Below are 23812 nucleotides of genomic sequence, written 5' to 3' on the forward strand. Positions count from 1 at the left end.
CCCCCCCCCCCCCCCCAGCCCCCCCCCCGCCACTCCACCCCTCACCCTCCTCACTCACCCCCTCCTCTCCTCCACCCGCCCCGGTCGATGGCGGCCCAGCCCCCGCTCGGCCCCGTCCGCTAGGGTCCGCGGGTGACCGCACGACCGCCGACCCCTTCACCCGACCCCGCCCGGGAGCCCGTACGCGTACCGGATTCCGATCCCGTACGCGCACAGGAGCCCGGTTCCGCACGGGAACCGGCTCGCGTACCTGAGCCCGATCCCGTACGCGACCCCTGGCGGTCCCCGATGCGCCGCGCCCTGGCCGAGGCGGCGCGGGCGGCGTCGGCCGGCGATGTGCCGGTCGGCGCCGTCGTGTTCGGCCCCGACGGCGCCGAACTGGCCACCGCCCACAACGAGCGCGAGGCCACCGGCGACCCCACGGCCCACGCCGAGATCCTGGCCCTGCGCCGGGCGGCCGAGGCCCACGGCGAGTGGCGCCTGACCGACTGCACCCTGGTGGTCACCCTGGAGCCCTGCACGATGTGCGCGGGCGCCCTGGTCCAGTCCCGGGTGGCCCGGGTCGTCTACGGCGCCCGCGACGAGAAGGCCGGCGCTGCGGGCTCCCTCTGGGACGTGGTCCGCGACCGCCGCCTGAACCACCGCCCGGAGGTCATCGCCGGCGTCCTGGAGCCGGAGTGCGCCGCCCAGCTGACGTCCTTCTTCCGCGCCCTATGACCCCGCCCGACCCGGCCACCGGGAACCGATTTCTGTCACGCCCCGAGATGGTCTAAGCTCTCTCTCGGTAGCGTGTCCGAGCGGCCGAAGGAGCTCGCCTCGAAAGCGAGTGTGGCGTAACCCGTCACCGTGGGTTCAAATCCCACCGCTACCGCTTTCAACACCCCCTTGATCCGTGGAAACGCGGGCCGAGGGGGTGTTTGCGTGCAGCCCGAAGCCTCCCCGGGACGAGCCCGCGCGGCGACCCCGAAGCTCGGGTCACGAACTCCGAGCCTCGGGCTTCGGGCTTCGGGCTTCGAGTTCCGGGGTGGGCCGGGTCACTCGTGGGGAGTACGGAACGGAGGCGCGGGCCCGAAGCTCGGGTCCCGGGTCCCAGATGCCGGGATACGAGCCCCGAGACCCGAGCGCCTTCACAAGATCTCCACCTAGAAAGCCGATCTCATGGCTACTCAGCACCTTAGTCCTGTCCCGCCCGCTCCCGTGATCTCCCACGCCTACCCGATGGCGAAGCCGGGCTATGGCAAGCGCAATGCTCCCGACCAACGTCCGCCCGCACGCGATGACTTCGCCCTGCTCCCGGCCCGCGAGCGCTACGTGGCGGGTTTCATCGACCGCCTGCCCCAGGGCGCGGCGATGAGCGTGAAGCAACTGGCCAAGCACCTGCCCCTGTACGGCCAGCAGGCCATCGGCACCTCGCTGAACAGCCTCTCCGTAGCGGGCCACCTCCGCCGAGTCCGCTCCAGACTCACCACGGGAACAGGTAGGGGCAAGGGAGGCGAGGTCCGCTGGATCTCCCGCACGTTCTGGTCCCGCACGGCACGCGACAACGAGTGGTGGAACGCCTACCTGGCCACGGAACACTGCATCCAGACCGTCACCCCCGCAGACGTGGCCGCACCCCCACCACCGCGGACCACACCCCCAGCATCCCCCACACTGTGGGACACAGCCGAGGAACCCCAGCAGCCGCCCGCACCACGGCAAGCCCCACCCCTTGAGGCCGTCGCACCCCACCAACGCCCACCGCTCCCGGCCGCCGCCACCGGCACGCCCGGCCCCCACCACACCGAACAACAGCCGCACGCAGGAGACATGGCCCATGTGCGGCCCGCCCCGAGCGCAGACCGTCCAGAAGCCGACCAGACCGTCCCACGCCCCACACCGCCCGCCCCCGGCGAGGTACCGGCGACCCTCCGCGCTACCGCCGAACCCGGCCCCTCCGACGCCTACTTGGCGCTGGCGCGTCTGGGCCGCGACGACCACCGCCTCGCACTCTCCGCAGCGGACTGCGCGACCCTGGAACCGCTCGCGTCCGCGTGGCTGGCGCGCGGCGTGAGCGTGGACTACCTGACCACCGCCCTCACCGCAGGACTCCCCGCCCGGATCGACTCCCCCGCCGGCCTCCTCCACCGCCGCCTCACCGACAAAATCCCACCCCACATCCCCAGGACAGCAGAGTCCCGATCGCCGGACGCCACGGAACCCACCCACGAAGCGCTACTGGTCGAATGCACCAACTGCCGCCGCCCAGGACCACCCGGGGCCCTCCCCGACGGCCTCTGCCGCACCTGCCACCACGCACACACTCACGGCGGCGAGCCCACCACCCCCACCCCGGACGAGATCGCCGCCGTCAAAGCCCACATCGCCAACCTCCGCAACCTCCTCAAGCCCGCCTAACCCCTGCCCCACGGCTCCCGGTTGGGCAGGACGGGCACACCGCATCCCCAGGACCAGCCCCACAGAGAGCAGAACCGCAGCCCACCCGCCGAAGCCAGGCCCAGACAGGACCGGCGGCGGGCAGAATGGGCAACAGCCGAACCACACGTGACCACTTTGCGACGGAAGGCGAGATATGCCGGTTCCTCAAGAAGTAAGCAAAAACCGCATTCCCGCCACCTAAACCCCCAGGTCACGAAGGGTGGTCCCCGCGCACGCGGGGGTGGCCCCCTTCCCGGGCGTGAGCGCTGGACCCGGCAGGCGTGGTCCCCGCGTACGCGGGGGTGGTCCCCAGAGCGTGAACACGGACGCATAGCCCGTCGCGTGGTCCCCGTGCGTGCGGGGGGGGGGGCGACCCCGAGCGGCCCGGAGTCCGCTCGGCCCTGATGCTGCGCGCCTGCTGTTCGCGCGACCCTCGCCCCCGGCCCGCAGGCATCTGCCGCCCGTCGTACAGCAGAGCGCCCGGTCGCCGTACGAGGGGTACGGCGGCCGGGCGCTCCGGTTCCACGGGTCAGGTCGGGGGAAGCGGCATCGGGGGGACAAGCCGCTTCCCCCGGTGGGAACAGCGCCTGCGGTCGGTCGTCGCGGTCAGGGGGAATCGCGCGGCGGGCCGACCCCACAGAGAGGCCCTGTTCCGGCCTTCCGGGTCCTGCCAGGTCCCGTCGGGCTCGGTATCCATGCTGCCGGGCGGGACGGCTCGGCGGGGCGGGCGAAAGGCCCCGATGGCCGGGTCGTAGGTCCTTAAAAGGTGCATCAGTGATCGAAAACAGCCATCAAATGCGGTCATGCGTACGGATAGAATCGCCCGACCGCACATGGGGCCGACGGGGAGGCAGGATTGTGGCCAAGGCAAAGACGATCATCATCTATCTCGTGGTGATCTTCGTGCTGTACACGATCATCACCTCTCCCAAGCGGTCCGCCGAGCTGGTGGGGGTAGGGTTCGAAGGCGTTTCCAGCGCCGCGCAGAGCGTCGGTGACTTCATGTCAGAACTGGTGAAGTAGGAGCCCCACGATGATCCGCCACCTGGTCCTCTTCAAGCTGAACGAAGGCGTCGAGCGGGACGACCCGCGGGTCGTCGCCGGGGACCGGGCCTTCCGGGAGCTGGAGGGGCGGATCCCGGAGCTGGAGTTCTGGGAGTGCGCCTGGAACATCACCGACCGGCCGATCGCGTACGACTACGCCATCAACTCCGCCGTCGCCGACGAGGAAGCGCTCAAGCGGTACATCGAGCATCCGGCCCACCAGGCCGCGGCCGGACAGTGGCGGGAATTCGCCACTTGGGTGATCGCCGACTACCCCTTCTGACCACTCTCGCCGCCACGGTCGGCGCCTTCCTCCGGGCCGGTCCCCGGACTGGTTCCATCAACCCCTCACCTTCCGGGCGAGGGGTTCTTTCATAGTTCTAAACCCATATGCCCACAACACGGCACTATACGGTGCTTGCACATAGTGCTCATGTCTTGTGATGCTATGACCGCTTTTGACGGATGAGTTGACCGTAGTTGACCGCAAAGGGGTGGCGACACCGTGCCGGCCAGTACAGCGCCTCAAGTGCCTCCCCAGGCCGTCCAAGCCGACCCGGCGATCCTGTCCGAGGACGTCCGGGACGCCCGGGACCCCCGAGCCGAGACCTCGGACCGCCCCGCACGGCCCGCCAAGTCCCGGGGCGCCGACACCCGGGCGCTCACCCAGGTCCTCTTCGGCCAGCTCAAGGACCTGGAGCCGGGCACCCCGGAGCACCGCCGGGTCCGGGCCGCCCTCATCGAGGCGAACATCCCCCTCGTCCGGTACGCCGCCGCCCGCTTCCGCAGCCGCAACGAGCCGATGGAGGACGTCGTCCAGGTCGGCACGATCGGCCTGATCAACGCCATCGACCGGTTCGATCCGGAGCGCGGGGTCCAGTTCCCGACGTTCGCGATGCCCACCGTCGTCGGCGAGATCAAGCGCTACTTCCGCGACAACGTCCGCACGGTCCACGTACCCCGCCGCCTCCATGAACTCTGGGTCCAGGTCACCGGCGCCACCGAGGATCTGACGACCGCTCACGGCCGCTCCCCCACCACCGCCGAGATCGCCGAGCGGCTGAAGATCGCCGAGGACGAGGTACTGGCCTGCATCGAGGCCGGACGCTCGTACCACGCGACCTCCCTGGAGGCCGCCCAGGAGGGCGACGGGCTGCCGGGGCTGCTCGACCGGCTCGGCTACGAGGACCCCGCGCTCGCCGGCGTCGAGCACCGCGACCTCGTACGCCACCTCCTCGTCCAGCTCCCCGAGCGGGAGCAGCGCATCCTTCTCTTGCGCTACTACAGCAACTTGACTCAGTCTCAGATCAGCGCGGAGCTAGGCGTCTCGCAGATGCATGTGTCAAGGCTTCTCGCCAGAAGTTTCGCCCGACTGAGATCCGCAAACAGGATCGAGGCGTAACCGGAACGGGTAGACCGTCCAGAGAGCGGTTCTGACGGCATATAAGGGCCACACCCCCTGTTTCCAGGGCGGATTCGGCGCTGACTTGTCGACATGTCACTACAGCGTGTTGCCGACATGTGACATTCTGCTCGAAGCGCGTTTGCCGCAGCCCCGCCTCCGGTATTCAGGTGGAGGCTGCGTTCCTCCGATGGTCGCGGCCGCCGCGACCGTCCGCGACCTCAAGGGGGTGGCATGTCCGAAGAACAGGGCAGCTCGAAGGTGCTCACGCTCACCAAGAGCGTGCCGGCACCCGCCGTGCTCACCAGCTCGCCGGAGGCCATCGACACCCGCACGCTGTCCCGCTCCCTGTTCCTGCGGCTCGCCGCGCTCGGCCCCGCCTCGGGCCCCGAGGGAACGGACAGTCCGGAGCGGACCTATGTGCGGGACACTCTGATCGAGCTGAACCTCCCGCTGGTGCGGTACGCCGCCGCGCGGTTCCGCAGCCGCAACGAGCCGATGGAGGACATCGTCCAGGTCGGCACGATCGGCCTGATCAAGGCGATCGACCGGTTCGACTGCGAACGGGGCGTCGAGTTCCCGACGTTCGCGATGCCCACCGTCGTCGGCGAGATCAAACGCTTCTTCCGCGACACCTCCTGGTCCGTGCGGGTCCCCCGCCGCCTCCAGGAGCTGCGGCTCGCCCTGACCAAGACCAGTGACGAGCTCGCGCAGAAGCTGGACCGCTCGCCGACCGTGCCGGAGCTGGCCCGCGCGCTCGGGGTCTCCGAGGAGGACGTGGTCGACGGGCTCGCCGTCGGCAACGCCTACACCGCCTCCTCGCTCGACTCCCCCTCCCCCGAGGACGACGGCGGCGAGGGCTCGCTCGCGGACCGCCTCGGGTACGAGGACTCCGCGCTGGAGGGCGTCGAGTACCGGGAGTCGCTCAAGCCGCTGCTGGCCAAGCTCGCCCCGCGCGAGCGCCAGATCATCATGCTGCGGTTCTTCGCGAACATGACGCAGTCGCAGATCGGCGAGGAGGTCGGCATCTCCCAGATGCACGTCTCCCGGCTCCTGACCCGCACGCTCGCCCAGCTCAGGGAAGGGCTCATCGCGGACTGATCCGGCCCGTCGGGGTGCCCGGAGCGGGGCTGATCCGCCCCGCCCCAGGCACCCGCCCCGGACACCGGTCACCGCCCGCCCCGGACGCCGGCCGCCGCCCCGCCCCGAGTCCTCGTCGTCGCCCCGGACGCCGGTCGCCGCCCCGCCCCGCGTACTCATCGTCGCCCCGCCCCGGTATCCGTCGCCGTTCCGGCTTCGCGCGCCGGACAGGGGCGGCTTCGCGCGCGGGCGCGGGCCCCCTCCGACGCCCGTCGCCGCCCCGCCCCGCGTACTCATCGCCGCCCCGGACGCCGGTCGCCGTCCCGCCCCGCGTATTCGTCACCGTCTCGCCCCGGGCGCGCGCCGGGCCGTCCTCCACCGGATCGGTGCACCGGGGTTCATATCTGACGGCCCGTCATCCACACTGGCGCGATGCGACGTCAGACGACCGGCCCGAGCGGCCGGATCCACGGCTCCACCGGCCGCCGGGGCACCGTCATCGTGGCCTCGGCGGCCGCGCTGTGTCTGGGCGGCGGCCTGCTGACCGGCTGCGGGAGCGGGCCCGGAAAGGGGTACGCCGCCGTGGGCGCGGCGGCCGAGGGGGGCCCGGAGCAGTCCTCGCCCGGAGGCGGGAAGCCCTCGGGCGGCGTGACGTTCGCCCCCCTCGACCGGCCCGGCGGCGGCACGGGAGGCGGCGGAGGCGATCGGAGCGGTACGGGGCCCTCCGCTTCTTCGTCCCCCGGTACGAGCGGCCCCAGCGGCCTCCTGAACGGTCCTGGCGGGGTGCGTACGGGCACGGCGGGCGGCGAAGGAGGGTCACCCGGGGCTCAGGAGTCCGGAGCGAGCGACGGAACGCGTACGCGGCCGGGGAGTGAAGCCTCGCGGCCGGGCGGTGGATCGGAGGGCCGTCCAGACGACCATCAAGCGCCCGGCGGCTCCCCGGACGGCCCCGGCAGTCCGAAGCCGCCCGCGCCCGCGAAGCCGAAGCCGAACCCGAAGCCGCCGGACCCGAAACCGGACCCGGAACCGCCCGCCACCCCCGCCGCACTGACCCTGAGCGCGCCGCAGCGCGCGGCGGCGGACAAGCGGTGGTGCGAGAAGGTGACCGTGGAGTTCCGCAACACCGGCGGCTCCCCGGCGCGCTCGGGGACCGTCACCTTCGCCACGCACATCATCGGCGCGCTCGGCGTCGACTGGGCGACGATCACCTCGTCCCAGCCGCTGCCCGCCCCGATCCGCGCGGGTGCGACGCGCTCCGAGACGTACACCATCTGCGTGGCGTCCTGGCGGGTCCCGCTGGGGATGCACGTCGAGACGCGGAACGTCACCGCCGTATGGGAGTGACCTTGGGCCGGAGAGCGCGGACTCGTTGACCAGGAGGCCCCGGACTCCGGCTGAGCGGAGAGCTCGGACGCGTTGATCCGGAGGTCCCGGGCGCGTCGAGGCGGCCGGGCGGCCTCCGGGGCCGGGTCATCGACCGGGCAGCCCCGGGCTCGGGGCGCCGACCGTTCGGCCCGGCCGACCGCCCACCGGAGCGATCGCACCGCGACACGACCACGGCACGTCCGCGCCGCGACCGCGGGGTGACTGCACCGCGGGGTGACCGCACCGCGGGGTGACTGCACCGCGGGGTGACTGCACCGCGGGGTGACCGCACCGCGGGGTGACCGCACCGCGGGGGTGACTGCGACGTGGCGTCGGGCCGTGCCGCGCCGGCGGCCCGACGCCGCCTCACCGCCCCGTCGTGGTCAGCGGCCGTCAGTCAGTGATCAGCCCAGCGCGAGCCAGGCCACCGCGCCGAGGACGACGACGACCGCGATCACCGCCGCGATCACCCCGACCTTCGGCCCGGACGAGGTCGCCGCGGGCTGCTGCCGGCGCTGCGGCTCGCCCTCGTCGACGAAGGCGCGGAACATCTGCGTGCTGCCCGCCGGGTCGTGGTTGCCCTCGGGGCCCGGCTGAGGGGCGTGGGGGTTGTGTGCCATGGGGCAGGACCCTAGCGAACTCGGGGCTGCCGCCCAACCCCCGGGGCCGTCCGGTACCCCGTGCGACCTGCGGTGGTGCGAGCCGGGCCGGGGCTTGACCGGGACCCGGCGGAGGCTTTGGTGTTCCTTTACTTCTGCAAGGCCGTTTTCGTTTGCCTGTAGCAACCATCGGCTTCTATCGTTGCCCTAAGCAACAACATAGACGTGAGTGTGCTGGGGGTTCCCGTGGCGGCAAGGAGTAGTTACGAGGAACTGGCCCGGCAGCTCAGCGCCGTCGGGGCCGTCAAGAGGGGGCTGGCCCGCGCACTGCCCGCCGAATGCCCGGCGGGGTCCGCCGCCGTGCTGACCCTCCTGGACCGGCACGGTGAGATGCGCATCAGCCGGCTCGCCGAGCTGCTCTCCGTGGACATGTCGGTGACCAGTCGCCACGTGGCCCATGTGGCCGACCGTGGCTGGATCGAACGGTCCCCGGACCCGGCGGACAAGCGCTCGCGCATCCTCCGGCTGACTCCCGGCGGCCACGCCCAGCTCGACGAGCTGACCCGGCGGACCACCGAGATGTTCGCCCACAACCTTCAGGACTGGTCCGACGAGGACGTCGGCCGGCTCAACGCGCTGCTGTCCCGACTCCGCGACAGCTTCGCCTGTCGTGGAGCGGGCGGCTGCGCCCCCGGAAGCCATACCGGGGAGTGCAGGAACCGCCTCGGCAACGGGGCTCACACCCGTACACCTGTGTAACAGAAGCAAATACGCACGGATAGGAACTCAATGGCTACGACCACACCCACCGGTGTGCGGGGCGGCCACGCCAAGCACGGAGGGCACGCGGGCCACACCGGCCCCGGCGCCTCCGACGGCACGCCGATGACACACCGGCAGATCATGGAGGCGCTGACCGGGCTGCTGCTCGGCATGTTCGTCGCGATCCTGTCGTCGACGGTCGTCTCCAACGCGCTGCCCGAGATCATCTCCGACCTCGGCGGCGGCCAGAGCGCCTACACCTGGGTCGTGACGGCATCGCTGCTGGCCATGACCGCCACCACCCCGCTCTGGGGCAAGCTCGCCGACCTCTTCAGCAAGAAGCTGCTCGTCCAGATAGCCCTGGTCATCTACGTCCTGGGCTCGGTCGTCGCCGGTCTGTCGACCAGCAGCGGCATGCTCATCGCCTGCCGGGTCGTCCAGGGCATCGGCGTCGGCGGCCTCTCCGCCCTCGCGCAGATCGTCATGGCCGCGATGATCGCCCCGCGCGAGCGCGGCCGCTACAGCGGCTACCTCGGCGCGGTCTTCGCCGTCGCGACCGTCGGCGGCCCGCTGCTCGGCGGCGTCATCACCGACACCAGCTGGATGGGCTGGCGCTGGTGCTTCTACGTGGGCGTGCCGTTCGCGGTCATCGCCCTGATCGTGCTCCAGAAGACCCTGAAGCTCCCCGTCGTCAAGCGCGAGGGCGTCAAGGTCGACTGGGCGGGCGCGTTCTTCATCAGCGCCGCCGTCTCGCTGCTGCTGGTCTGGGTGACCTTCGCGGGCGACAAGTACGACTGGCTGTCGTGGCAGACGTACGTGATGGTCGCGGGCTCGGTCCTGCTCGGCCTGATCTTCGTGTTCATCGAGTCGCGGGCCAAGGAACCGATCATCCCGCTGCGACTCTTCCGCAACCGCACCATCACGCTGGCCTCGATCGCCTCGCTGTTCGTCGGCATCGCGATGTTCGCGGGCACCGTCTTCTTCAGCCAGTACTTCCAGCTCGCGCGCGGCAAGTCGCCGACGATGTCCGGCGTCATGACGATCCCGATGATCGCGGGGCTCTTCCTCTCCTCGACGATCTCCGGCCAGGTCATCACCAAGACCGGGCGCTGGAAGGCGTGGCTGGTCACCGGCGGCTTCCTGGTCACGGCCGGGCTCGGGCTGCTGGGCACGATCCGGTACGACACCGAGTACTGGCACGTCGCGGTCTACATGTTCGTCATGGGCCTCGGCATCGGCATGATGATGCAGAACCTGGTCCTCGCCACGCAGAACCAGGTCGCGCCCGAGGACCTCGGCTCCGCGAGCTCCGTCGTCACCTTCTTCCGTTCCCTCGGTGGCGCCATCGGCGTCTCGGCGCTGGGCGCGGTCCTCGGCAACCGGGTCACCCAGTACGTCAAGGACGGCCTCGCCGCACTCGGCCCCGAGGGCGCCAAGCTCGGCCACGGCGGCACCGGCGGCGGGGGCATCCCCGACCTGGACAAGCTGCCCGAGCCGTTCCGCGTGGTCATGGAGGCCGCGTACGGGCACGGCGTCGGCGACGTCTTCCTGTACGCCGCCCCGTGCGCGCTCGTCGCGTTCATCGTGACGATCTTCATCAAGGAGGTCGCCCTGAGGACCAGCGCGGCGGGCGACGCCCCCGCCGACTCCTCGGCCCAGCAGGACGCCCCGGCCGTCGCCGAGACGGCCGAGACCCCGGTACCCGCCGCCGTCGGCGCGACCGGCCTGGTCTCCGAGGGCGCGGCCGGGGTCACCACGGTCGACACGTACGCGGACGAGGCCCCGGCCTCCACCACGTACGACAACGTCCAGGGCATTCCGGTGCACGGTGTGGTGCGCGGCGCGGAGGGCGTTCCGGTCCCCCGCGCGGCCGTCACCCTGATCTCGCTGGGCGGGCGGCAGCTCGGCCGCTCGGTGGCCCGGCCCGACGGGACGTACGTCCTGGACGCCCCCGGCGCCGGCAGCTACGTGCTGATCGCCTCCGCCGACGGCTTCCAGCCGCAGGCGTCCACCGTGGTGGTCGGCGAGGAGCCGCTGGCCTTCGACATCCTGCTCTCCGGTACGAGCGGGCTGGCCGGTGCGGTCAGGGCCGAGGCGACCGGGGAACCGGTCGAGGGCGCGATGGTCGTCGTCACCGACGTCCGGGGCGACGTCCTGGCCACCGGCGCCTCCGGGGCGTCCGGTGAGTTCGCCTTCGGCGAGCTGATCCCGGGCTCCGTGACCGTCGCGGTCACCGCGGCCGGCTTCCGCCCGCTGGCGCTGCCGGTGGAGATCGGCGGCCAGGGCGTCACCCGCGTCGAGGCCGCGCTGCGGTCCGGTGCGCTGGTCCGGGGCGTCGTGCGGGCCGGGTCCGCCCGGAACCCGCTGACCGACGCCCGGGTCACGCTGATCGACGCGGCCGGCAACGTGGTCGCCACCGCGACGACCGGCGAGGACGGGGCGTACGCCTTCACCGACCTGGACGCGGGCGAGTACGCGGTCATCGCGACCGGCTACCCGCCGGTGGCCGGATCGCTGACCGTCAGCGGCCCCGGGGTCGACGGGCACGACATCGAGCTCGCCCACCCCGGCGAGTGACCCCCCGGCCGCCGGTCCGGCCCGCGTGGGCGGGAACGGTCCGGCGGCCGGGCCAGGAACTGATCCTTCCGGTGCGTGAGCATGTGCTCCTGCGGGCAACGGCAAGCAGGCGCACGTGATCTTCACGTGAGCACGTGAAGGGATCGCGAAGACCCCTGGTCGGACGGCGCTTCCAGCGGAGAGGCTGTCGCGACCGGGTGGAAACGGGCCCCGGTGGCGGCCACGGCGAGCAGGGGACGGCCTGCCGTGACCGCCCCGGGGCCCGACTGATGTGCCTTACGGGCCCGACCGGGCGACGGGGGTCGTCGAGCTAGGAGAGAGATACGGGATGGGACTTCGCGCACAGGTACGGACGCGGGACGGCTGGGCGGTCCAGCACGCCGTCGTCACCGTCACCGACATGACGGGCGCCCAGGTGCTGCGCGCCACGGCCGACGAGGACGGGGCCGTCCGCACGGACGGTTCCCTGCAGGCCGGCGCGTACACGGTGATCGTCACGGCGGTCGGATACGCGCCCGCCGCCTCCACCGCCCTCGTCACCGCGAGCGGGCGGATCGAGGGCGGCCAGATCGTGCTGGCCCGCCAGGGCGGGGTGCAGCTTCCGCCGCCGGGCGCCTGGTCGCTGGACCCGGCGCACTCCTCGGTCGGCGCGGTCGCCCAGCACCTGGGGATCTCCAGCGTGCACGGCCGGTTCACCGACTTCGGCGGCCGGATCGAGATCGCCCCGGAGGTCGGGCGCTCCCGCGTCGACGCGGTGATCAGGGCGGCCAGCATCGACACCGGGAACGGCATGCGGGACAAGCACCTGCGCTCGCCGGACTTCCTGGACGTGGAGCGGTACCCGGAGATCTCCTACCGCTCCACCGGCCTGACCCCGGCCGGGCCGGACCGCTGGACCGTGCACGGCGAGCTGACCATGCACGGCGTCTCCCGCCCGGTCGACCTGGACCTCACCTACCTCGGCACCGGGCCCGACCCGTGGGGCGGCACCCGCGCGGCCTTCAACGCCGCCGCCGAACTGCGCCGCGACGACTTCGCGATGAACTACAACCAGGTCGTCCAGGCGGGCATCTCCGCGATCGGCACGACCCTGCGCGTGGAGCTGGACATCCAGGCGGTCCAGGGCGAGGCGCTGCCGATGCCGTGACCGGTACCGGGGGTGGGGCGGGTACGGGCGGGGGCCGGCTCGCACGCGGGCGGGCGCTCGCGCGGGGCCGGTGCGCGCGGGGGCGAGTGTGCGCGCCGGTGTGCGCGGGGCCGGGTGTGTGTGCCGGTGTGCGCGGGCGTGTGCGGCGGTACAGGTACGCGCGGCGGGGGCGGACGGTGCGCTGCGGTGCCCCGGCGAGGGCCGGGGGGCGGTCGTAGGGTGGTGGGCATGGCACCGAACATCGCGACCAACACCGCCGTGGAACTCGACGAGTTGCTGGCGTTCGTCCGCCCCCGGCACCGGGCGCTCCTGCTCACCACCCGGTCCGACGGCCGCCCCCAGGGGTCCCCGCTGACCTGCGGCGTGGACGACGCGGGGCGGCTCGTCATGTCGACGTACCCCGAGCGCGCGAAGACCCGCAACGCCCGGCGCGACGAGCGGGTCAGCGTGATCGTCCTGTCCGACGAGTGGGACGGCCCGTGGGTGCAGATCGACGGGTCGGCGGAGGTCCTCGACGTCCCGGACTCGGTCGAGCCGCTGGTGGAGTACTTCCGGAACATCTCGGGCGAGCACCCGGACTGGGACGAGTACCGGGCGGCCATGGTCAAGCAGGGCAAGTCGATCATCCGGGTCACCCCGGAGCGCTGGGGCCCGGTCGCCACCGGCGGCTTCCCCGCCCACCTGGCGCCGGGGAGCTGACCGCGCGATGACCGGGAACACCGCCGCCGGCCAGTCGCCGCCCTTCTCCCCCCTCGCCTGCGGACTGCCCGTGCCGCCGGCCCCGCTGCCCGGGCCCGACGCCCTCGCGCGGGCCCTGCTGCTGGTCTCGCCCTCCCTGGAGGCCGGTCTCGTACGGGAGGTGGAGCGGATCGCCGGGCGCCCCGCGCGGACCCTGCCGGAGGGGCCGCCGCCGTCCGGTGAGCCCTACCTGTGCGTGGGCGGTTCACTGCCCGGAGCGCTGCGGACGGACCGGCTGCTCTGGTTCCACAGCGTCACCGCGGGGACGGACCGGCTGCTCGGCGCGGGCCCCTGGCCCGCCTCGGCGCTGCTGACGCGGACCGTGGGGCGGATGGGCGAGCGGATGGCCCAGTACGTGCTGGGGTGGGTGCTCGCCGAGTGCCAGGCCGTGCCCGAGTTCACCTCCCAGCACGCCCGCGCGCACTGGGAGCAGCTCCCCACGGAGCTGATCGCCGGGCAGACCGCCGTGATCTACGGGACCGGCCGCATCGGCGCGGCGGTCGGGCGGCTGCTGGGGGCCTGCGGGATACGGACCGTGGGCGTCGCCCGCACCGCGCGGAGCGGACCGGCGCCGGGTTCCGCCCGGACCGTGCCCGGCTTCGACCGGGTGATCGGGGCCGCCGAGGACGCCGAGGTTCTGGGCGGGGCCCGCTGGGTCGTCTCCACGCTGCCGCTGACCGACGCCACCGCGGGCTTCTTCGGGCCCGCCCGGTTCGCGGCGGTGCGCGGGGCGACGTTCGTCAACGTGGGGCGCGGCGCGACCGTCGACCTGGCCGCCCTGGAGAGCGCCCTGGCGGACGGCCGGGTGCGGCGGGCGGTGCTGGACGTCCTGGCGAAGGAGCCGGCCGCGCCGGAGGACCCCGTGTGGCGGCTGCCCCGTACGGTCGTCACCTCGCACTCCTCGGGGATCACCGCGGAGGAGGACGTCGTCGGGGACTTCACCGCCGCCTGGGAGGCCGTGACGGCGGGCCGGCGACCGGAACTGACGGTGGACGTGGGGCGGGGGTACTGACGTGGGGCGGGGGCACTGAGGAGCGGTACGCGAGCGGTCCGGCTCAGCCCGCCGGGGCGCCGGACCGGTCGCGTACCGCTTCGATGCCCGCGACCACGATGTCCAGCGCGTAACCGAAGTCCCGCTCGCGCATCTCCTCGACCGTCTCCCCGCCCCGGGCCGCCATCAGGTCGTCGGAGGACTCGACGATCTTCCGCAGGTGCGGCTGGGCCCGGATCGTGCCCATCGCCTGCCGGTGGTACTCGTCCTGGGTCAGCCCGGTCGCGTCGCACCGCGCCTTGAAGTGGCCCTCGACGGTGCCGAATCCGTACACGAACTGGAAGACCGCCGAGAGCGCGCCCGTCTGCCGTTCCAGGGGCAGGCCGGTGGCGCGGACGATGTCCTGGACGGCGTACGAGAACAGCATGGAGTTGGGGCCGATGTTGAGGAAGGTCCCGGCCAGCGGGGAGATCCAGATGTGGCGGACGAGGAGTTCGCGGTAGCTGCGGGCCAGTTCGCGCAGCCGGTCCTGCCAGGGGGCGCCCTCGCGCGGCGGGGTGATCTCGGCGTAGACCGCGTCGAGGGCCAGTTCCAGCAGGTCGTCCTTGGTGTCGACGTACCAGTAGAGGGACATCGCGGTGACGTCCAGCTCGGCGGCGAGCCGGCGCATGGAGAACTTGGCGAGCCCGTCGGCGTCCAGCAGCCGCACCGACGCCTCGGTGATCCGGTCGCGGTCGAGCCCGGCCGGGGACTCCGTACGGCGGGAACGGGACGGCGTCCGCCGGTCCAGCCACACGCTGGTCCGGGGGGCGCTGCTCGCGGCGTCGGCCCCGGATTCGGGGGCGGGTTCGCCCTGCTCTCCGGGCGTGCCGCTCTCTCCCGGGGCGTTCGCGCGGTCGGACCCGGTCCCGGGCTCGGACTCCATGGCGCACTCTCCTCGTCTCGCTCGGACCGCATCGCCGAGCCGTCCGTCCTTGCCGACCGGGGCCGCGTCCCGGAGGACGGCGTACCGGATGGACCGCGCACCGGGGGCTACCGGAGCGCCGTCCACCGGAGGGCCGTCCACCGGAGGACTTTCTTCCGGAGGGCCGGCTTCCGGAGGGCTGGCTTCCGGCAGGACCCCGTACCGGACGCCGTCGATCCGGTACGCACGTCCGCTTCGATGCTATGCCTGCGGTCCCGTGGAGTCTGCCCGGTCCCCGGCCTTCTCCACCTGCGATGTCGCGGTGGTCGCGGCCCCGGACGCCGACGCCTCCGACCGCTCCGCCCGGCGCAGCAGGAGCGCGGCGACCAGACCGCCCGCCAGCACCGCGACCGCGCCCGCCAGTTGGCTGACCTCCAGGCCGGAGGCGAAGGCGTCCTTGATCTGCTCGCGGGCCTCCGGCGAACCGGCTGCGGCGAGCGCGGCCGGCAGCGAGGAGGCGCCCACGGCGGCCGGCACGAGCGCGGCGAACCGGGCGTTCATGACCGCGCCGAGCACCGCGACCCCCAGGCCGTTGCCGAACTCCGCGAGCGTGCCGTTCACCCCCGCGCCGACCCCGGCCTTCTCCGGCGGGATGGCGCTCATGATGGCGTTGGCCATCGCGGGCATCGCGAGCGCGATCCCCGCGCCCATCACGACCAGGCCGAACAGCATGCCCCCGTACCCGTGCCGGCCCAGCACCGCGATGGCGGCGAGACCGGCCGCCAGACCGCTCATCCCGGCCGCGATGACGACCGGCGTCCCCCACGCCCGTACGAGGCGGGCGCCCAGGCCCGTCAGGTTGAGGGCGACCACGGTGAGCGCCATCGGCGCCGTCCGCAGCCCCGCCTCCAGCGGTCCGTACCCGAGCACGAACTGCAGGTGCTGGGTGAGCAGGAACAGCGAACCGCCCATGCCGAACGCGACGAGGATCGCGCCCGCCACCGCGCCGACGAACTTCTGGTTCCGGAAGAAGTGCATGTCGAGCATCGGGTTCGGGATGTGCAGCTCCCACAGCACGAACCCGGCCATCACCGCGGCCCCGACGAACGCGGTCAGCAGCACCCGCCCGGAGGTCCAGCCGTGCTCGGGCCCGGAGATGATCGCGAAGACGACGGCGGTCATGCCGATCGTGGAGAGCAGCGCGCCCAGCAGGTCGGGCCGCTCCCCCTGGCCGGACTTCGACTCCGGTACGAGCCGGACGACGGCGGCCAGCGCGATCAGGGCGACCGGGATGTTGATGAGGAAGATCGCGCCCCACCAGAAGTGGTCGAGGACGAACCCGCCGAACAGCGGGCCCGCCGCGAAGCCGAGGGACGAGACGGTCGACCAGATGCCGATCGCCTTGACGCGCTCGGTGTCGTCGAAGATCTGGACGACGACGGCGAGCGTGGTGGTGAGCAGCAGCGCGCCGCCCACGCCCATCCCGGCGCGGGCCGCGATGAGCTGGCCCGACGACTGGGCGAGCCCGGCCACGAGCGAGCCGACGCCGAACAGGGCGAGGCCCACGACCAGCATCTTCTTGCGCCCGTAGCGGTCGGCGGAGCTGCCCGCGGTGAGCAGCAGACCCGCCTGGACGAGCGAGTAGGCGTTGATCATCCACTGCACGTCGGCGGTGGAGGCGTCCAGCTCCGTGGTGAGGGAGGGGATGGCGACGTTGAGGACGGTGTTGTCGAGCAGCACCGTGAGCTGGGCCAGGCAGATGACGCCGAGGATCAGCCAGCGCTGCGGGTGCCCGTGAGGGGCGAGGTCGGATCGCGGTGCGGCGGGCGCCGTCATACGGGCTCCTTGGGATCCATGGGTCGGTGGTGGTCGGTGGGTGGGGGGTGCCTGCGGGTGGTGCGGGGTGGTGCGGCGGGCCTGAGGGCTCGGGGCCTGCCCGGGGTGGGGGCTGGGGGCAGGTGGCTACCGTCGGCGGTCTGCGATCCGGGTGCCGCGGCCCTGCCCCGGCCTGCGCTGACCGGCCCTGACCAGCGCTGACCGGCCCTGGTCTGCGCTGCTCCGGTCTGTCCTGTCGCATCCCGCCCTGTACGGCGTACAGGAGCCATGACATACACCGTAGAACACCGCTGTACAGCGTACAAGTCGATTTCCGCCACGTCGGAGCCGTCGCACATGAGGACCACGACGCGGGGCGGGCGGTACGGTTCTCGACGCCGACCTGACAAAGTGCGCGATCTTCGGCCGTTGGGAGAGCCATGTCGCTGCGTCGCCGTACCGCCCGGACCCCGCAACTCCTGCTCGCCGCCGCCCTCTCGGGGGTGCTGCTCGCGCCGCCCGCCGCCGCCCTCACGACGCACCGCCCCTCCCCCGGCGGAGGTGTGCCGCTGCGCGTCGCCACGTACAACATCCACGCCGGGGCCGGCCCGGACGGCGTGTTCGACCTGGACCGGCAGGTGGCCGAACTGCGGTCACTCGACGCTGATGTGATCGGCCTTCAGGAGGTGGACCGGCACTGGGGTGCCCGGAGCGCATGGCGGGATCTCGCGGGCGAGCTGGCGCGGCGGCTGCGGATGCACGTCTCCTTCGCGCCGATCTACAGCCTGGACCCGGCCGAACCGGGCGGCCCACGCGCCGAGTTCGGGGTGGCCGTGCTGTCGCGACATCGGATCGTGAAAGCCGAGAACCACGAGATCACCCGCCTCTCGACCCAGGATCCGAACCCGGTACCCGCCCCCGCACCGGGGTTCGGGGAAGTCGTCGTCCGCGTACGGGGGCTGCCCGTCCACGTCTACGTGACCCACCTCGACTACCGGCCGGACCCGGCCGTCCGCGTCTCCCAGGTCGCCGACACCCGGCGGATCATGGCCGAGGACCGGGGCCCGAAGATCCTGCTCGGCGACTTCAACGCGGAGCCGGCCGCCGCCGAGTTGGCCCCGCTGTGGAAGGAGTTGACCGACGCCGACCCGGGCGCGCCCACGTTCCCCGCGCAGGCCCCGGTCAAGCGGATCGACTTCGTCGCCGTGTCGAAGGGCGGGCCCGGAAACGGCGGGCCCCACGGCGGAGGCGGTGGTCCGCGGGGCGCGGTCACCGTGCGGAGGGCATGGGTGCCGGAGAGCACCGCGTCCGACCACCGGCCGGTGGTGGCGGACCTGCTGGTGCGCACGCGGGGGCGGTGAGCCCGGCCACGGGGCCGGTCGCCGGGCTGCTCGCCCGGACGGCGATGCCCGGGCCCACCGTGCCCGAGGTGATGCGGGACTGCTGGACGTACGCGGCCGGGTTCTGAGCCCGGCCGCGTACGCCCCGTTCCGCTGCGGCCCTGCCGTCAGCCGGTGGGCCGCGTCAGGTCGTAGAACGTGGCGCTGCCGACGGTGACCTCGGTGAAGTTCTCCGTCACCCAGGCGGAGATCCGGGAGGCGGTGCCGGAGCCGCCCATGCCCCCTCCGCCGCCCATTCCGCCGCCCGCGACGAAGTAGTGGATCTTCCCCGCCGCCACGTACTTCTTGAACTGCGCGAGGGTGGGCGACGGGTCGCTGCCGTTGAAGCCGCCGATCGCCATCACGGGGTCACCCGTGGCGAGTTGGTAGCTGGCGGCGTTCTGCGCGCCGATCGCGGCGGCGGCCCAGGTGTAGTCGTCGGCGTCCTCGGTCAGGAGGGCCTTCGCCTCGGTGTCGACGGACGCGCCGTTGAGCAGCCCGCCCATGCCGCCACCGCCCCTCATGCCCTCGCCGAATCCGGGGAAGCCACCGGGGGCCGCGCCCTGACCCGTACCGGTGCCGGTTCCCGTACTCGTACCAGGGCCGGTGCCGGTACCCGGGCCGGTGCCGGTACCCGTGCCGCCGGGCGGCGTGGGCATGCCTGCGGCCCCGCCTCCCTGCCGTCCCTGTCCCTGGCCCTGTCCCGGCCCTTGTCCTTGGGCCTGGCCCTGCCCCGGGGCCTGCCCCTGTCCGGGCGGCTGCTGCGTACCGCCGCCGCCCCGCTGTCCACCTCCGTCACCGCCACCGGGTCCGCCGGGCCCGCCGGGACCGCCCCGGCCGCCACCCCCGGGACCGCCCATGCCGAACCCGGCCGACGGGCCGGCGGTCACGATCGAGCCCTGGTGGCCGCTGTTCAGGGTGGTCGCGGTGTACGCCGCCGGCCCCGCCAGCGCCGCCGCCCAGCTCAGCCCCACCGCCGCGAGGACGAGGCCCCGCCCGCCGAACCGGCCCGCGGCCAGCAGCCCGAGCGCCCCGGCGATCCCGGCCGCCAGGACCGCCCACCGCAGCCACGGCAGGTAGTCCGGGGTGCGGCCCAGCAGGACGTACGCCCACCCGGCCGTCACCAGGACCACGGCCGCGAGCACCGCACGCGGCCACCACGTGCCCCGCTCCTCCCACAGCACCGTGACGCCCATGGCGACCAGCGCCGCGACGTACGGGGCGAGGGCCACCGTGTAGTACTGGTGGAAGATCCCGGCCATGAAGCTGAACACCGCCGCCGTCATGACCAGCGCACCGCCCCAGGCGATGAACGCCGCCCGCGCGGAGTCCGTCCGCGCCGCCTTCCGGGTCAGCCAGAGACCGGCCGCCAGCAGGATCAGTGCGGCGGGCAGCAGCCAGGCGATCTGGCCGCCCACCTCGGAGTTGAACATCCGCCCGATGCCGGTCTCGCCCCAGCCACCGCCCCCACGGCCGCCACCGCCCCCGCCGACGCTCCCGGTCTCCTCGCCGTTGATGCGGCCGAGCCCGTTGTAGCCGAAGGTCAGCTCCAGGAAGGAGTTGTTCTGCGAGCCGCCGACGTACGGGCGCGAGGAGGCCGGCAGCAGCTCCACGACCGCCACCCACCAGCCGCCGGTGACGACCATCGCCAGTGCGGACAGCGCGAGTTGGCCGAGCCGACGCCGTACGGGAACGGGGGCGCACACCGCGTACAACACGGCCAGCGGCGGCAGGATCAGGAACGCCTGGAGGGTCTTCGTCAGGAACGCCAGCCCGACCGCCGCCCCCGCCCACAGCAGCCACGCCGTCCGGCCCCGCTCCAGCGCCCGCAGCACGCACCACACGGTGACGGTCATCAGCAACGCCAGCAGCGCGTCGGGGTTGTTGAAGCGGAACATCAGCGCGGCGACCGGCGTCAGGGCGAAGACCGCGACCGCGATCAGCCCGGCGACCGGCCCGAAGCGACGGCGTACGGCGGAGTTGAGCACGGCCGCCGTGGCGAGGGCCATCAGCACCTGAGGGGCCAGGATCGCCCAGGAGTTGAGCCCGAACAGCCGTACCGACAGGGCCATCGGCCAGAGCGCGGCGGGCGGCTTGTCGACGGTGATGGCGTTGGCGGAGTCCAGCGAGCCGAAGAAGAGGGCCTTCCAGCTCTGGCTGCCCGCCTGGACGGCTGCGGAGTAGAACGAGTTGGCGTAACCGGAGGCGCTGAGGTTGGAGAAGTACGCGAGACCGACGGCGAGGAGCAGCCCGTACAGCGCGGGCTTCGCCCAGCGGGGCCCGGACGCGGAAGGCGCGGGCTGCGCGGAAGGCTCGGTCGGCGTGGGGGCCGGGGGTACGGATTCGGCGGTCGTGGTCATCGGAGGTCCTCGGGAGCAGAGGTGGCGGGGAGGGCGGTCGTGGTCATCGGAGGTCCTCGGACGCGGGGGCGCGGCGGGCACCGGTGGGGAAGACCCAGGCGCGCAGGAGCAGGAAGCGCAGCACGGTGGCCGCGAGGTTGGCGGTGATCAGGACGGCCAGCTCGGTGGAGTGCGAGGGCGAGCCGGTCGCCGCCCCGAGCGCCGCCAGCGATCCGCTGGTCAGGGCGAGGCCGACGGCGAAGACCACGAGCCCCTGCGCCTGATGGCGGACGGCCCCGCCGCGCCCGCGTACGCCGAACGTGAGCCGGCGGTTGGCGGCGGTGTTGGCGACGGCCGAGACGAGCAGCGCGCCGCCGTTGGCGAGCTGCGGGCCGACGCCGAGCCGGAAGAGGGAGTAGAGGGCGAGGTAGAAGAGGGTGGACAGCGCGCCCACCACGCAGAAGCCGATGAGCTGGCGGGCCAGTCCGCGTTCCACCCCGGTCAGCGCCCGGTCGCGCGGATCGTCCCCGAAGGGCCGGGCCAGCCGGTCCAGCGGCAGCGCCCCGACGGCCAGCGCCCGCCCCACCCGCCACACGCCTTTCAGGTCCTCGGTGGCCGTCCGCACGATGTGGACGGTCGAATCGGGGTCGTCGATCCAGTCGACGGGCACCTCGTGGATGCGCAGCCCGGCCCGTTCGGCGAGGACCAGCAGCTCGGTGTCGAAGAACCAGCCGCTGTCCTCCACCATCGGCAGCAGCCGCTCGGCCACCTCGCGCCGGATCGCCTTGAACCCGCACTGCGCGTCGCTGAACCCGGCGGCCAGCGAGGAACGCAGGATCAGGTTGTAGGCGCGCGAGACGAACTCCCGCTTCGGGCCGCGCACCACCCGCGAACTCCGGGTCAGCCGGGTGCCGATGGCCAGGTCGGAGTGGCCGGAGATCAGCGGTGCGACGAGCGGGAGGAGGGCGTTGAGGTCGGTGGAGAGGTCGACGTCCATGTAGGCGAGGACCGGTGCGTCGGAAGCCGCCCAGACCGTACGCAGGGCCCGCCCGCGCCCCTTCTCCTCCAGGCGTACCGAGCGCACCCCGGGCAGTTCGGCGGCGAGCGCGGCGGCCACGGCGGGGGTGGTGTCCGTGCTGGCGTTGTCGGCGACGGTGATGCGGAAGGGGTACGGGAAGGTGCGGGCGAGGTGGCCGTGGAGGCGGACGACGCAGGGGCGGAGGTCCTTCTCCTCGTTGTGGACGGGGACGACGACGTCGAGCACGGGGGCGCCGGGCCCGGCGGCCGGGTCGAGGGCGAGCGCGGGCAGGTGCTCCCGGCCCGGCAGCCGGCCGTGGGCCGTCCCGTCGTCACCGTCCCTGCTGCTGCGGCCGGTCGTTCCGGGGCCGCTCCGGAGGCTGCTGTCGGTGGTCATGCTCCGACATTCGCCAACCGCCCTGTCACACCCGTGTGGTGAGCCTGTCCCCGGCCTGTGAGTCCGCGTCGGGCTCGGTGCCCGGGTCGGCATCCGGCTCGGTGCCGGGCTCGGTGCCGGGTCCCGCGTCCGGCTCGGTGCCGGGTCCCGAGTCCGGCCCCGCGTCCGGCTCGGCGTCCGCCGGAAGCTCGACCGCGAAGACCGTGCGGCGCGGCGCGGACTCCACCCGTACCCGCCCGCCGTGCGCGGTGACGACGGCCTGCACGATGGCGAGGCCGAGCCCGGTGGACCCGGTCGCTCCGCCGCCGTCGGAGCCGCGCGTACGGGAGGCGTCGCCCCGGGCGAACCGCTCGAAGACGTGCGGCAGCAGCGCCGCCGGGATGCCGGGCCCGTCGTCCCGCACCTCCAGCGCGACCGGCCCCCCGGCGCGGGCGGGCGGCCGTACGGAGACGGTGACGGTGGTGCCCGGCGGGGTGTGCGTCCGGGCGTTGGCCAGCAGGTTGACCAGCACCTGCTGGAGCCGTGCAGGATCGGCGCGTACGGTCACGGGCTCGGCGGGCAGCTCCAGCCGCCACCGGTGCCGGGCCACGCCGGAGCCGGTCGCGGGTCCGGTGCCGGAGCCGGTCGCGGGCCGGTCCGCCGCCGCCTTCGGTCCGTCGTACGGCTGAGACCCCGGCCCGGTTCCGGTGCGGTCCGCCGCCGGTCCGTCGTGCGGCCGAGGCCCCGGCCGGTCCGCCGCGCGGGCGTCGCTGACCGCGTCCACGACCAGGGGCAGCAGGTCCGTGCTTCCGTACGAGAGCGGGCGCCCCGCGTCCAGCCGGGCCAGCAGCAGTAGATCCTCCACCAGGCCGGTCATCCGGTCCGCCTCCGACTCGATCCGCCCCAGCGCGTGCCGGGTGACCGGATCGGGTCCGGGCGCCGCCCCGCCCCCGCCCGCGCGGCGGGTCAGCTCGGCGTACCCCCGGATCGAGGCCAGCGGGGTCCGCAGCTCGTGGCTGGCGTCGGCGACGAACTGCCGCACCCGCGTCTCGCTCTCCTGGCGTGCGGCGAGGGCCGCGCCGACGTGGCCCAGCATCCGGTTGAGCGCCGCGCCGACCTGTCCGACCTCGGTACGCGGGTCGGCCTCGGCGTCCGGAACCCGTTCCACGAGCGCCACCTCGCCGCTGTGCAGCGGGAGTTCGGAGACGCGCGTGGCCGTCGCGGCGACCCGGCGCAGCGGTCGCAGGGCGACGCCGACGAGGGCGGTCCCCGCGATCGAGGCGGCGAGCAGCCCTGCGGCGGTGACGCAGACCTCGACGACGATCAGGGTGGTCAGCGCCCGGCTCACCTCGGCGCTCGGGATGCCGACGAGGACGGTAGCGCCCTCAGCGGTGGTCGCGGCCTCCACGCGGTACCCGCCGAGGCCCGGCAGATCGACGCTCCGGGTCCCCTCGCCGCTCCCCGGGGCCGCCGGTTCCAGGGCCTGCGCCTGATCGTCCGTCAGCGGCTTCGCGCTCTCCTGGGCGCGCAGTCCGCTGTCCGCGACGACCTTCGACGCGGTGACCTCCCCGTCCTCTCCGACGAGCGCCCCGAACGTGCCGAGCGGCTGGCCGCCCCCGCCGACGAAGCCGAGCGGTCCGGCCTCGCGCAGCGACTCGGGCAACGGAACCGGCCCCGGCGGCCGTTGGGCGCGCTCGACCACGGAGTGCAGCTGGTCGTCGAGCTTGCCGTACAGGTAGCTGTGGAAGGCGATCGCGGTGACGGACCCGATGACGGCCGCGACGACGGCGATCAGGGAGACGGCGGACACGACGAGCCGGGTCCGCAGCGTCCAGGGCCGGCGCACCACCTTCATGACG

The 23812-nt window shown here is 73.4% G+C and carries 19 protein-coding genes and 1 tRNA gene; 14 read left to right on the forward strand and 6 right to left on the reverse strand.

Annotated features, from left to right (window positions below; all coding sequences use genetic code 11):
* The first annotated feature begins 288 nt into the window (after positions 1 to 288).
* The 8 genes from tadA to IF19_RS1000000136235 all read left to right on the forward strand — a co-directional run bounded on the left by tadA (position 289) and on the right by IF19_RS1000000136235 (position 7288).
* On the forward strand, positions 289 to 717 hold the full coding sequence (tadA, locus tag IF19_RS0118840; protein ID WP_030117579.1) for a tRNA adenosine(34) deaminase TadA: 429 nt from the start codon (positions 289 to 291) through the stop codon (positions 715 to 717).
* Positions 718 to 783: 66 nt separating this feature from the next.
* Positions 784 to 871: transfer RNA gene (locus IF19_RS0118845), tRNA-Ser, on the forward strand.
* Positions 872 to 1158: 287 nt separating this feature from the next.
* Positions 1159 to 2397, forward strand: a complete 1239-nt coding sequence (locus IF19_RS0118850) for a hypothetical protein (protein ID WP_030276481.1) — start codon at positions 1159 to 1161, stop codon at positions 2395 to 2397.
* 879 nt (positions 2398 to 3276) lie between these two features.
* Complete coding sequence (locus IF19_RS1000000137715) at positions 3277 to 3441, forward strand: hypothetical protein (RefSeq protein ID WP_167345071.1); 165 nt, start codon at positions 3277 to 3279, stop codon at positions 3439 to 3441.
* 10 nt (positions 3442 to 3451) lie between these two features.
* Positions 3452 to 3745: a Dabb family protein gene (locus IF19_RS0118860; protein ID WP_030114981.1), complete on the forward strand. Its 294-nt coding sequence runs from the start codon at positions 3452 to 3454 to the stop codon at positions 3743 to 3745.
* 222 nt (positions 3746 to 3967) lie between these two features.
* Positions 3968 to 4864, forward strand: a complete 897-nt coding sequence (locus IF19_RS0118865; RefSeq protein ID WP_030114982.1) for an RNA polymerase sigma factor SigF — start codon at positions 3968 to 3970, stop codon at positions 4862 to 4864.
* A 234-nt stretch (positions 4865 to 5098) separates the two neighbouring features.
* Positions 5099 to 5965 carry an RNA polymerase sigma factor SigF gene (locus IF19_RS0118870; RefSeq protein ID WP_018958648.1) on the forward strand — a complete coding sequence of 289 codons (867 nt, stop codon included), beginning with the start codon at positions 5099 to 5101 and terminating at the stop codon, positions 5963 to 5965.
* A 411-nt stretch (positions 5966 to 6376) separates the two neighbouring features.
* Complete coding sequence (locus tag IF19_RS1000000136235; protein WP_078580926.1) at positions 6377 to 7288, forward strand: hypothetical protein; 912 nt, start codon at positions 6377 to 6379, stop codon at positions 7286 to 7288.
* 425 nt (positions 7289 to 7713) lie between these two features.
* Here IF19_RS1000000136235 and IF19_RS0118885 read toward each other — a convergent pair whose 3' ends face one another.
* The gene (locus tag IF19_RS0118885) at positions 7714 to 7929 is read right to left on the reverse strand and encodes a hypothetical protein (RefSeq protein ID WP_030114987.1); all 216 of its coding nucleotides are present in this window, start codon (positions 7927 to 7929) and stop codon (positions 7714 to 7716) included.
* Positions 7930 to 8154: 225 nt separating this feature from the next.
* Here IF19_RS0118885 and IF19_RS0118890 point away from each other — a divergent pair, with 225 nt between their 5' ends.
* The 5 genes from IF19_RS0118890 to IF19_RS0118910 all read left to right on the forward strand — a co-directional run bounded on the left by IF19_RS0118890 (position 8155) and on the right by IF19_RS0118910 (position 14144).
* Complete coding sequence (locus IF19_RS0118890) at positions 8155 to 8667, forward strand: MarR family winged helix-turn-helix transcriptional regulator (RefSeq protein ID WP_030114988.1); 513 nt, start codon at positions 8155 to 8157, stop codon at positions 8665 to 8667.
* 126 nt (positions 8668 to 8793) lie between these two features.
* Positions 8794 to 11247, forward strand: a complete 2454-nt coding sequence (locus IF19_RS0118895) for an MFS transporter (protein WP_476726684.1) — start codon at positions 8794 to 8796, stop codon at positions 11245 to 11247.
* Between the two features lie 328 nt (positions 11248 to 11575).
* Complete coding sequence (locus IF19_RS0118900; protein ID WP_030114991.1) at positions 11576 to 12394, forward strand: YceI family protein; 819 nt, start codon at positions 11576 to 11578, stop codon at positions 12392 to 12394.
* A 228-nt stretch (positions 12395 to 12622) separates the two neighbouring features.
* Positions 12623 to 13093: a PPOX class F420-dependent oxidoreductase gene (locus tag IF19_RS0118905; RefSeq protein ID WP_030114992.1), complete on the forward strand. Its 471-nt coding sequence runs from the start codon at positions 12623 to 12625 to the stop codon at positions 13091 to 13093.
* Positions 13094 to 13100: 7 nt separating this feature from the next.
* Positions 13101 to 14144: an NAD(P)-dependent oxidoreductase gene (locus tag IF19_RS0118910; RefSeq protein ID WP_078580928.1), complete on the forward strand. Its 1044-nt coding sequence runs from the start codon at positions 13101 to 13103 to the stop codon at positions 14142 to 14144.
* Between the two features lie 43 nt (positions 14145 to 14187).
* Here the strand turns inward: IF19_RS0118910 and IF19_RS0118915 are convergent, their stop codons facing one another.
* Positions 14188 to 15048 carry a TetR/AcrR family transcriptional regulator gene (locus tag IF19_RS0118915; protein WP_223872748.1) on the reverse strand — a complete coding sequence of 287 codons (861 nt, stop codon included), beginning with the start codon at positions 15046 to 15048 and terminating at the stop codon, positions 14188 to 14190.
* A 240-nt stretch (positions 15049 to 15288) separates the two neighbouring features.
* Positions 15289 to 16863 carry an MFS transporter gene (locus tag IF19_RS0118920; RefSeq protein WP_030114995.1) on the reverse strand — a complete coding sequence of 525 codons (1575 nt, stop codon included), beginning with the start codon at positions 16861 to 16863 and terminating at the stop codon, positions 15289 to 15291.
* A 419-nt stretch (positions 16864 to 17282) separates the two neighbouring features.
* Here IF19_RS0118920 and IF19_RS0118925 point away from each other — a divergent pair, with 419 nt between their 5' ends.
* Positions 17283 to 18203, forward strand: coding sequence for an endonuclease/exonuclease/phosphatase family protein (locus tag IF19_RS0118925; protein WP_030114996.1), 921 nt, complete (start codon positions 17283 to 17285; stop codon positions 18201 to 18203).
* A 146-nt stretch (positions 18204 to 18349) separates the two neighbouring features.
* Here the strand turns inward: IF19_RS0118925 and IF19_RS0118935 are convergent, their stop codons facing one another.
* From IF19_RS0118935 to IF19_RS1000000136240, 3 genes are read right to left on the reverse strand one after another with little or no spacing between them, the layout of a single operon-like run.
* Complete coding sequence (locus tag IF19_RS0118935) at positions 18350 to 20581, reverse strand: ArnT family glycosyltransferase (protein ID WP_030114997.1); 2232 nt, start codon at positions 20579 to 20581, stop codon at positions 18350 to 18352.
* A gap of 43 nt (positions 20582 to 20624) precedes the next feature.
* Entirely contained in the window at positions 20625 to 21974 is a 1350-nt protein-coding gene (locus tag IF19_RS0118940) for a bifunctional glycosyltransferase family 2/GtrA family protein (RefSeq protein ID WP_030276485.1), read from the reverse strand.
* 25 nt (positions 21975 to 21999) lie between these two features.
* Positions 22000 to 23808 carry a sensor histidine kinase gene (locus tag IF19_RS1000000136240; RefSeq protein WP_050493836.1) on the reverse strand — a complete coding sequence of 603 codons (1809 nt, stop codon included), beginning with the start codon at positions 23806 to 23808 and terminating at the stop codon, positions 22000 to 22002.
* Positions 23809 to 23812 lie beyond the last annotated feature (4 nt).

The organism is Streptomyces californicus, assembly GCF_000717645.1.
Taxonomy (GTDB): domain Bacteria; phylum Actinomycetota; class Actinomycetes; order Streptomycetales; family Streptomycetaceae; genus Streptomyces; species Streptomyces californicus.

What these genes read in the sequence shown, in the direction of transcription:
- tadA (WP_030117579.1), top strand. Translation starts at nt 289, where the DNA reads ATGCGCCGCGCCCTGGCCGAGGCGGCGCGGGCGGCGTCGGCCGGCGAT.
- IF19_RS0118850 (WP_030276481.1), top strand. Translation starts at nt 1,159, where the DNA reads ATGGCTACTCAGCACCTTAGTCCTGTCCCGCCCGCTCCCGTGATCTCC.
- IF19_RS0118860 (WP_030114981.1), top strand. Translation starts at nt 3,452, where the DNA reads ATGATCCGCCACCTGGTCCTCTTCAAGCTGAACGAAGGCGTCGAGCGG.
- IF19_RS0118870 (WP_018958648.1), top strand. Translation starts at nt 5,099, where the DNA reads ATGTCCGAAGAACAGGGCAGCTCGAAGGTGCTCACGCTCACCAAGAGC.
- IF19_RS1000000136235 (WP_078580926.1), top strand. Translation starts at nt 6,377, where the DNA reads ATGCGACGTCAGACGACCGGCCCGAGCGGCCGGATCCACGGCTCCACC.
- IF19_RS0118885 (WP_030114987.1), bottom strand. Translation starts at nt 7,929, where the DNA reads ATGGCACACAACCCCCACGCCCCTCAGCCGGGCCCCGAGGGCAACCAC.
- IF19_RS0118895 (WP_476726684.1), top strand. Translation starts at nt 8,794, where the DNA reads ATGACACACCGGCAGATCATGGAGGCGCTGACCGGGCTGCTGCTCGGC.
- IF19_RS0118900 (WP_030114991.1), top strand. Translation starts at nt 11,576, where the DNA reads ATGGGACTTCGCGCACAGGTACGGACGCGGGACGGCTGGGCGGTCCAG.
- IF19_RS0118905 (WP_030114992.1), top strand. Translation starts at nt 12,623, where the DNA reads ATGGCACCGAACATCGCGACCAACACCGCCGTGGAACTCGACGAGTTG.
- IF19_RS0118910 (WP_078580928.1), top strand. Translation starts at nt 13,101, where the DNA reads ATGACCGGGAACACCGCCGCCGGCCAGTCGCCGCCCTTCTCCCCCCTC.
- IF19_RS0118915 (WP_223872748.1), bottom strand. Translation starts at nt 15,048, where the DNA reads ATGGAGTCCGAGCCCGGGACCGGGTCCGACCGCGCGAACGCCCCGGGA.
- IF19_RS0118920 (WP_030114995.1), bottom strand. Translation starts at nt 16,863, where the DNA reads ATGACGGCGCCCGCCGCACCGCGATCCGACCTCGCCCCTCACGGGCAC.
- IF19_RS0118925 (WP_030114996.1), top strand. Translation starts at nt 17,283, where the DNA reads ATGTCGCTGCGTCGCCGTACCGCCCGGACCCCGCAACTCCTGCTCGCC.
- IF19_RS0118935 (WP_030114997.1), bottom strand. Translation starts at nt 20,581, where the DNA reads ATGACCACGACCGCCGAATCCGTACCCCCGGCCCCCACGCCGACCGAG.
- IF19_RS0118940 (WP_030276485.1), bottom strand. Translation starts at nt 21,974, where the DNA reads ATGACCACCGACAGCAGCCTCCGGAGCGGCCCCGGAACGACCGGCCGC.
- IF19_RS1000000136240 (WP_050493836.1), bottom strand. Translation starts at nt 23,808, where the DNA reads ATGAAGGTGGTGCGCCGGCCCTGGACGCTGCGGACCCGGCTCGTCGTG.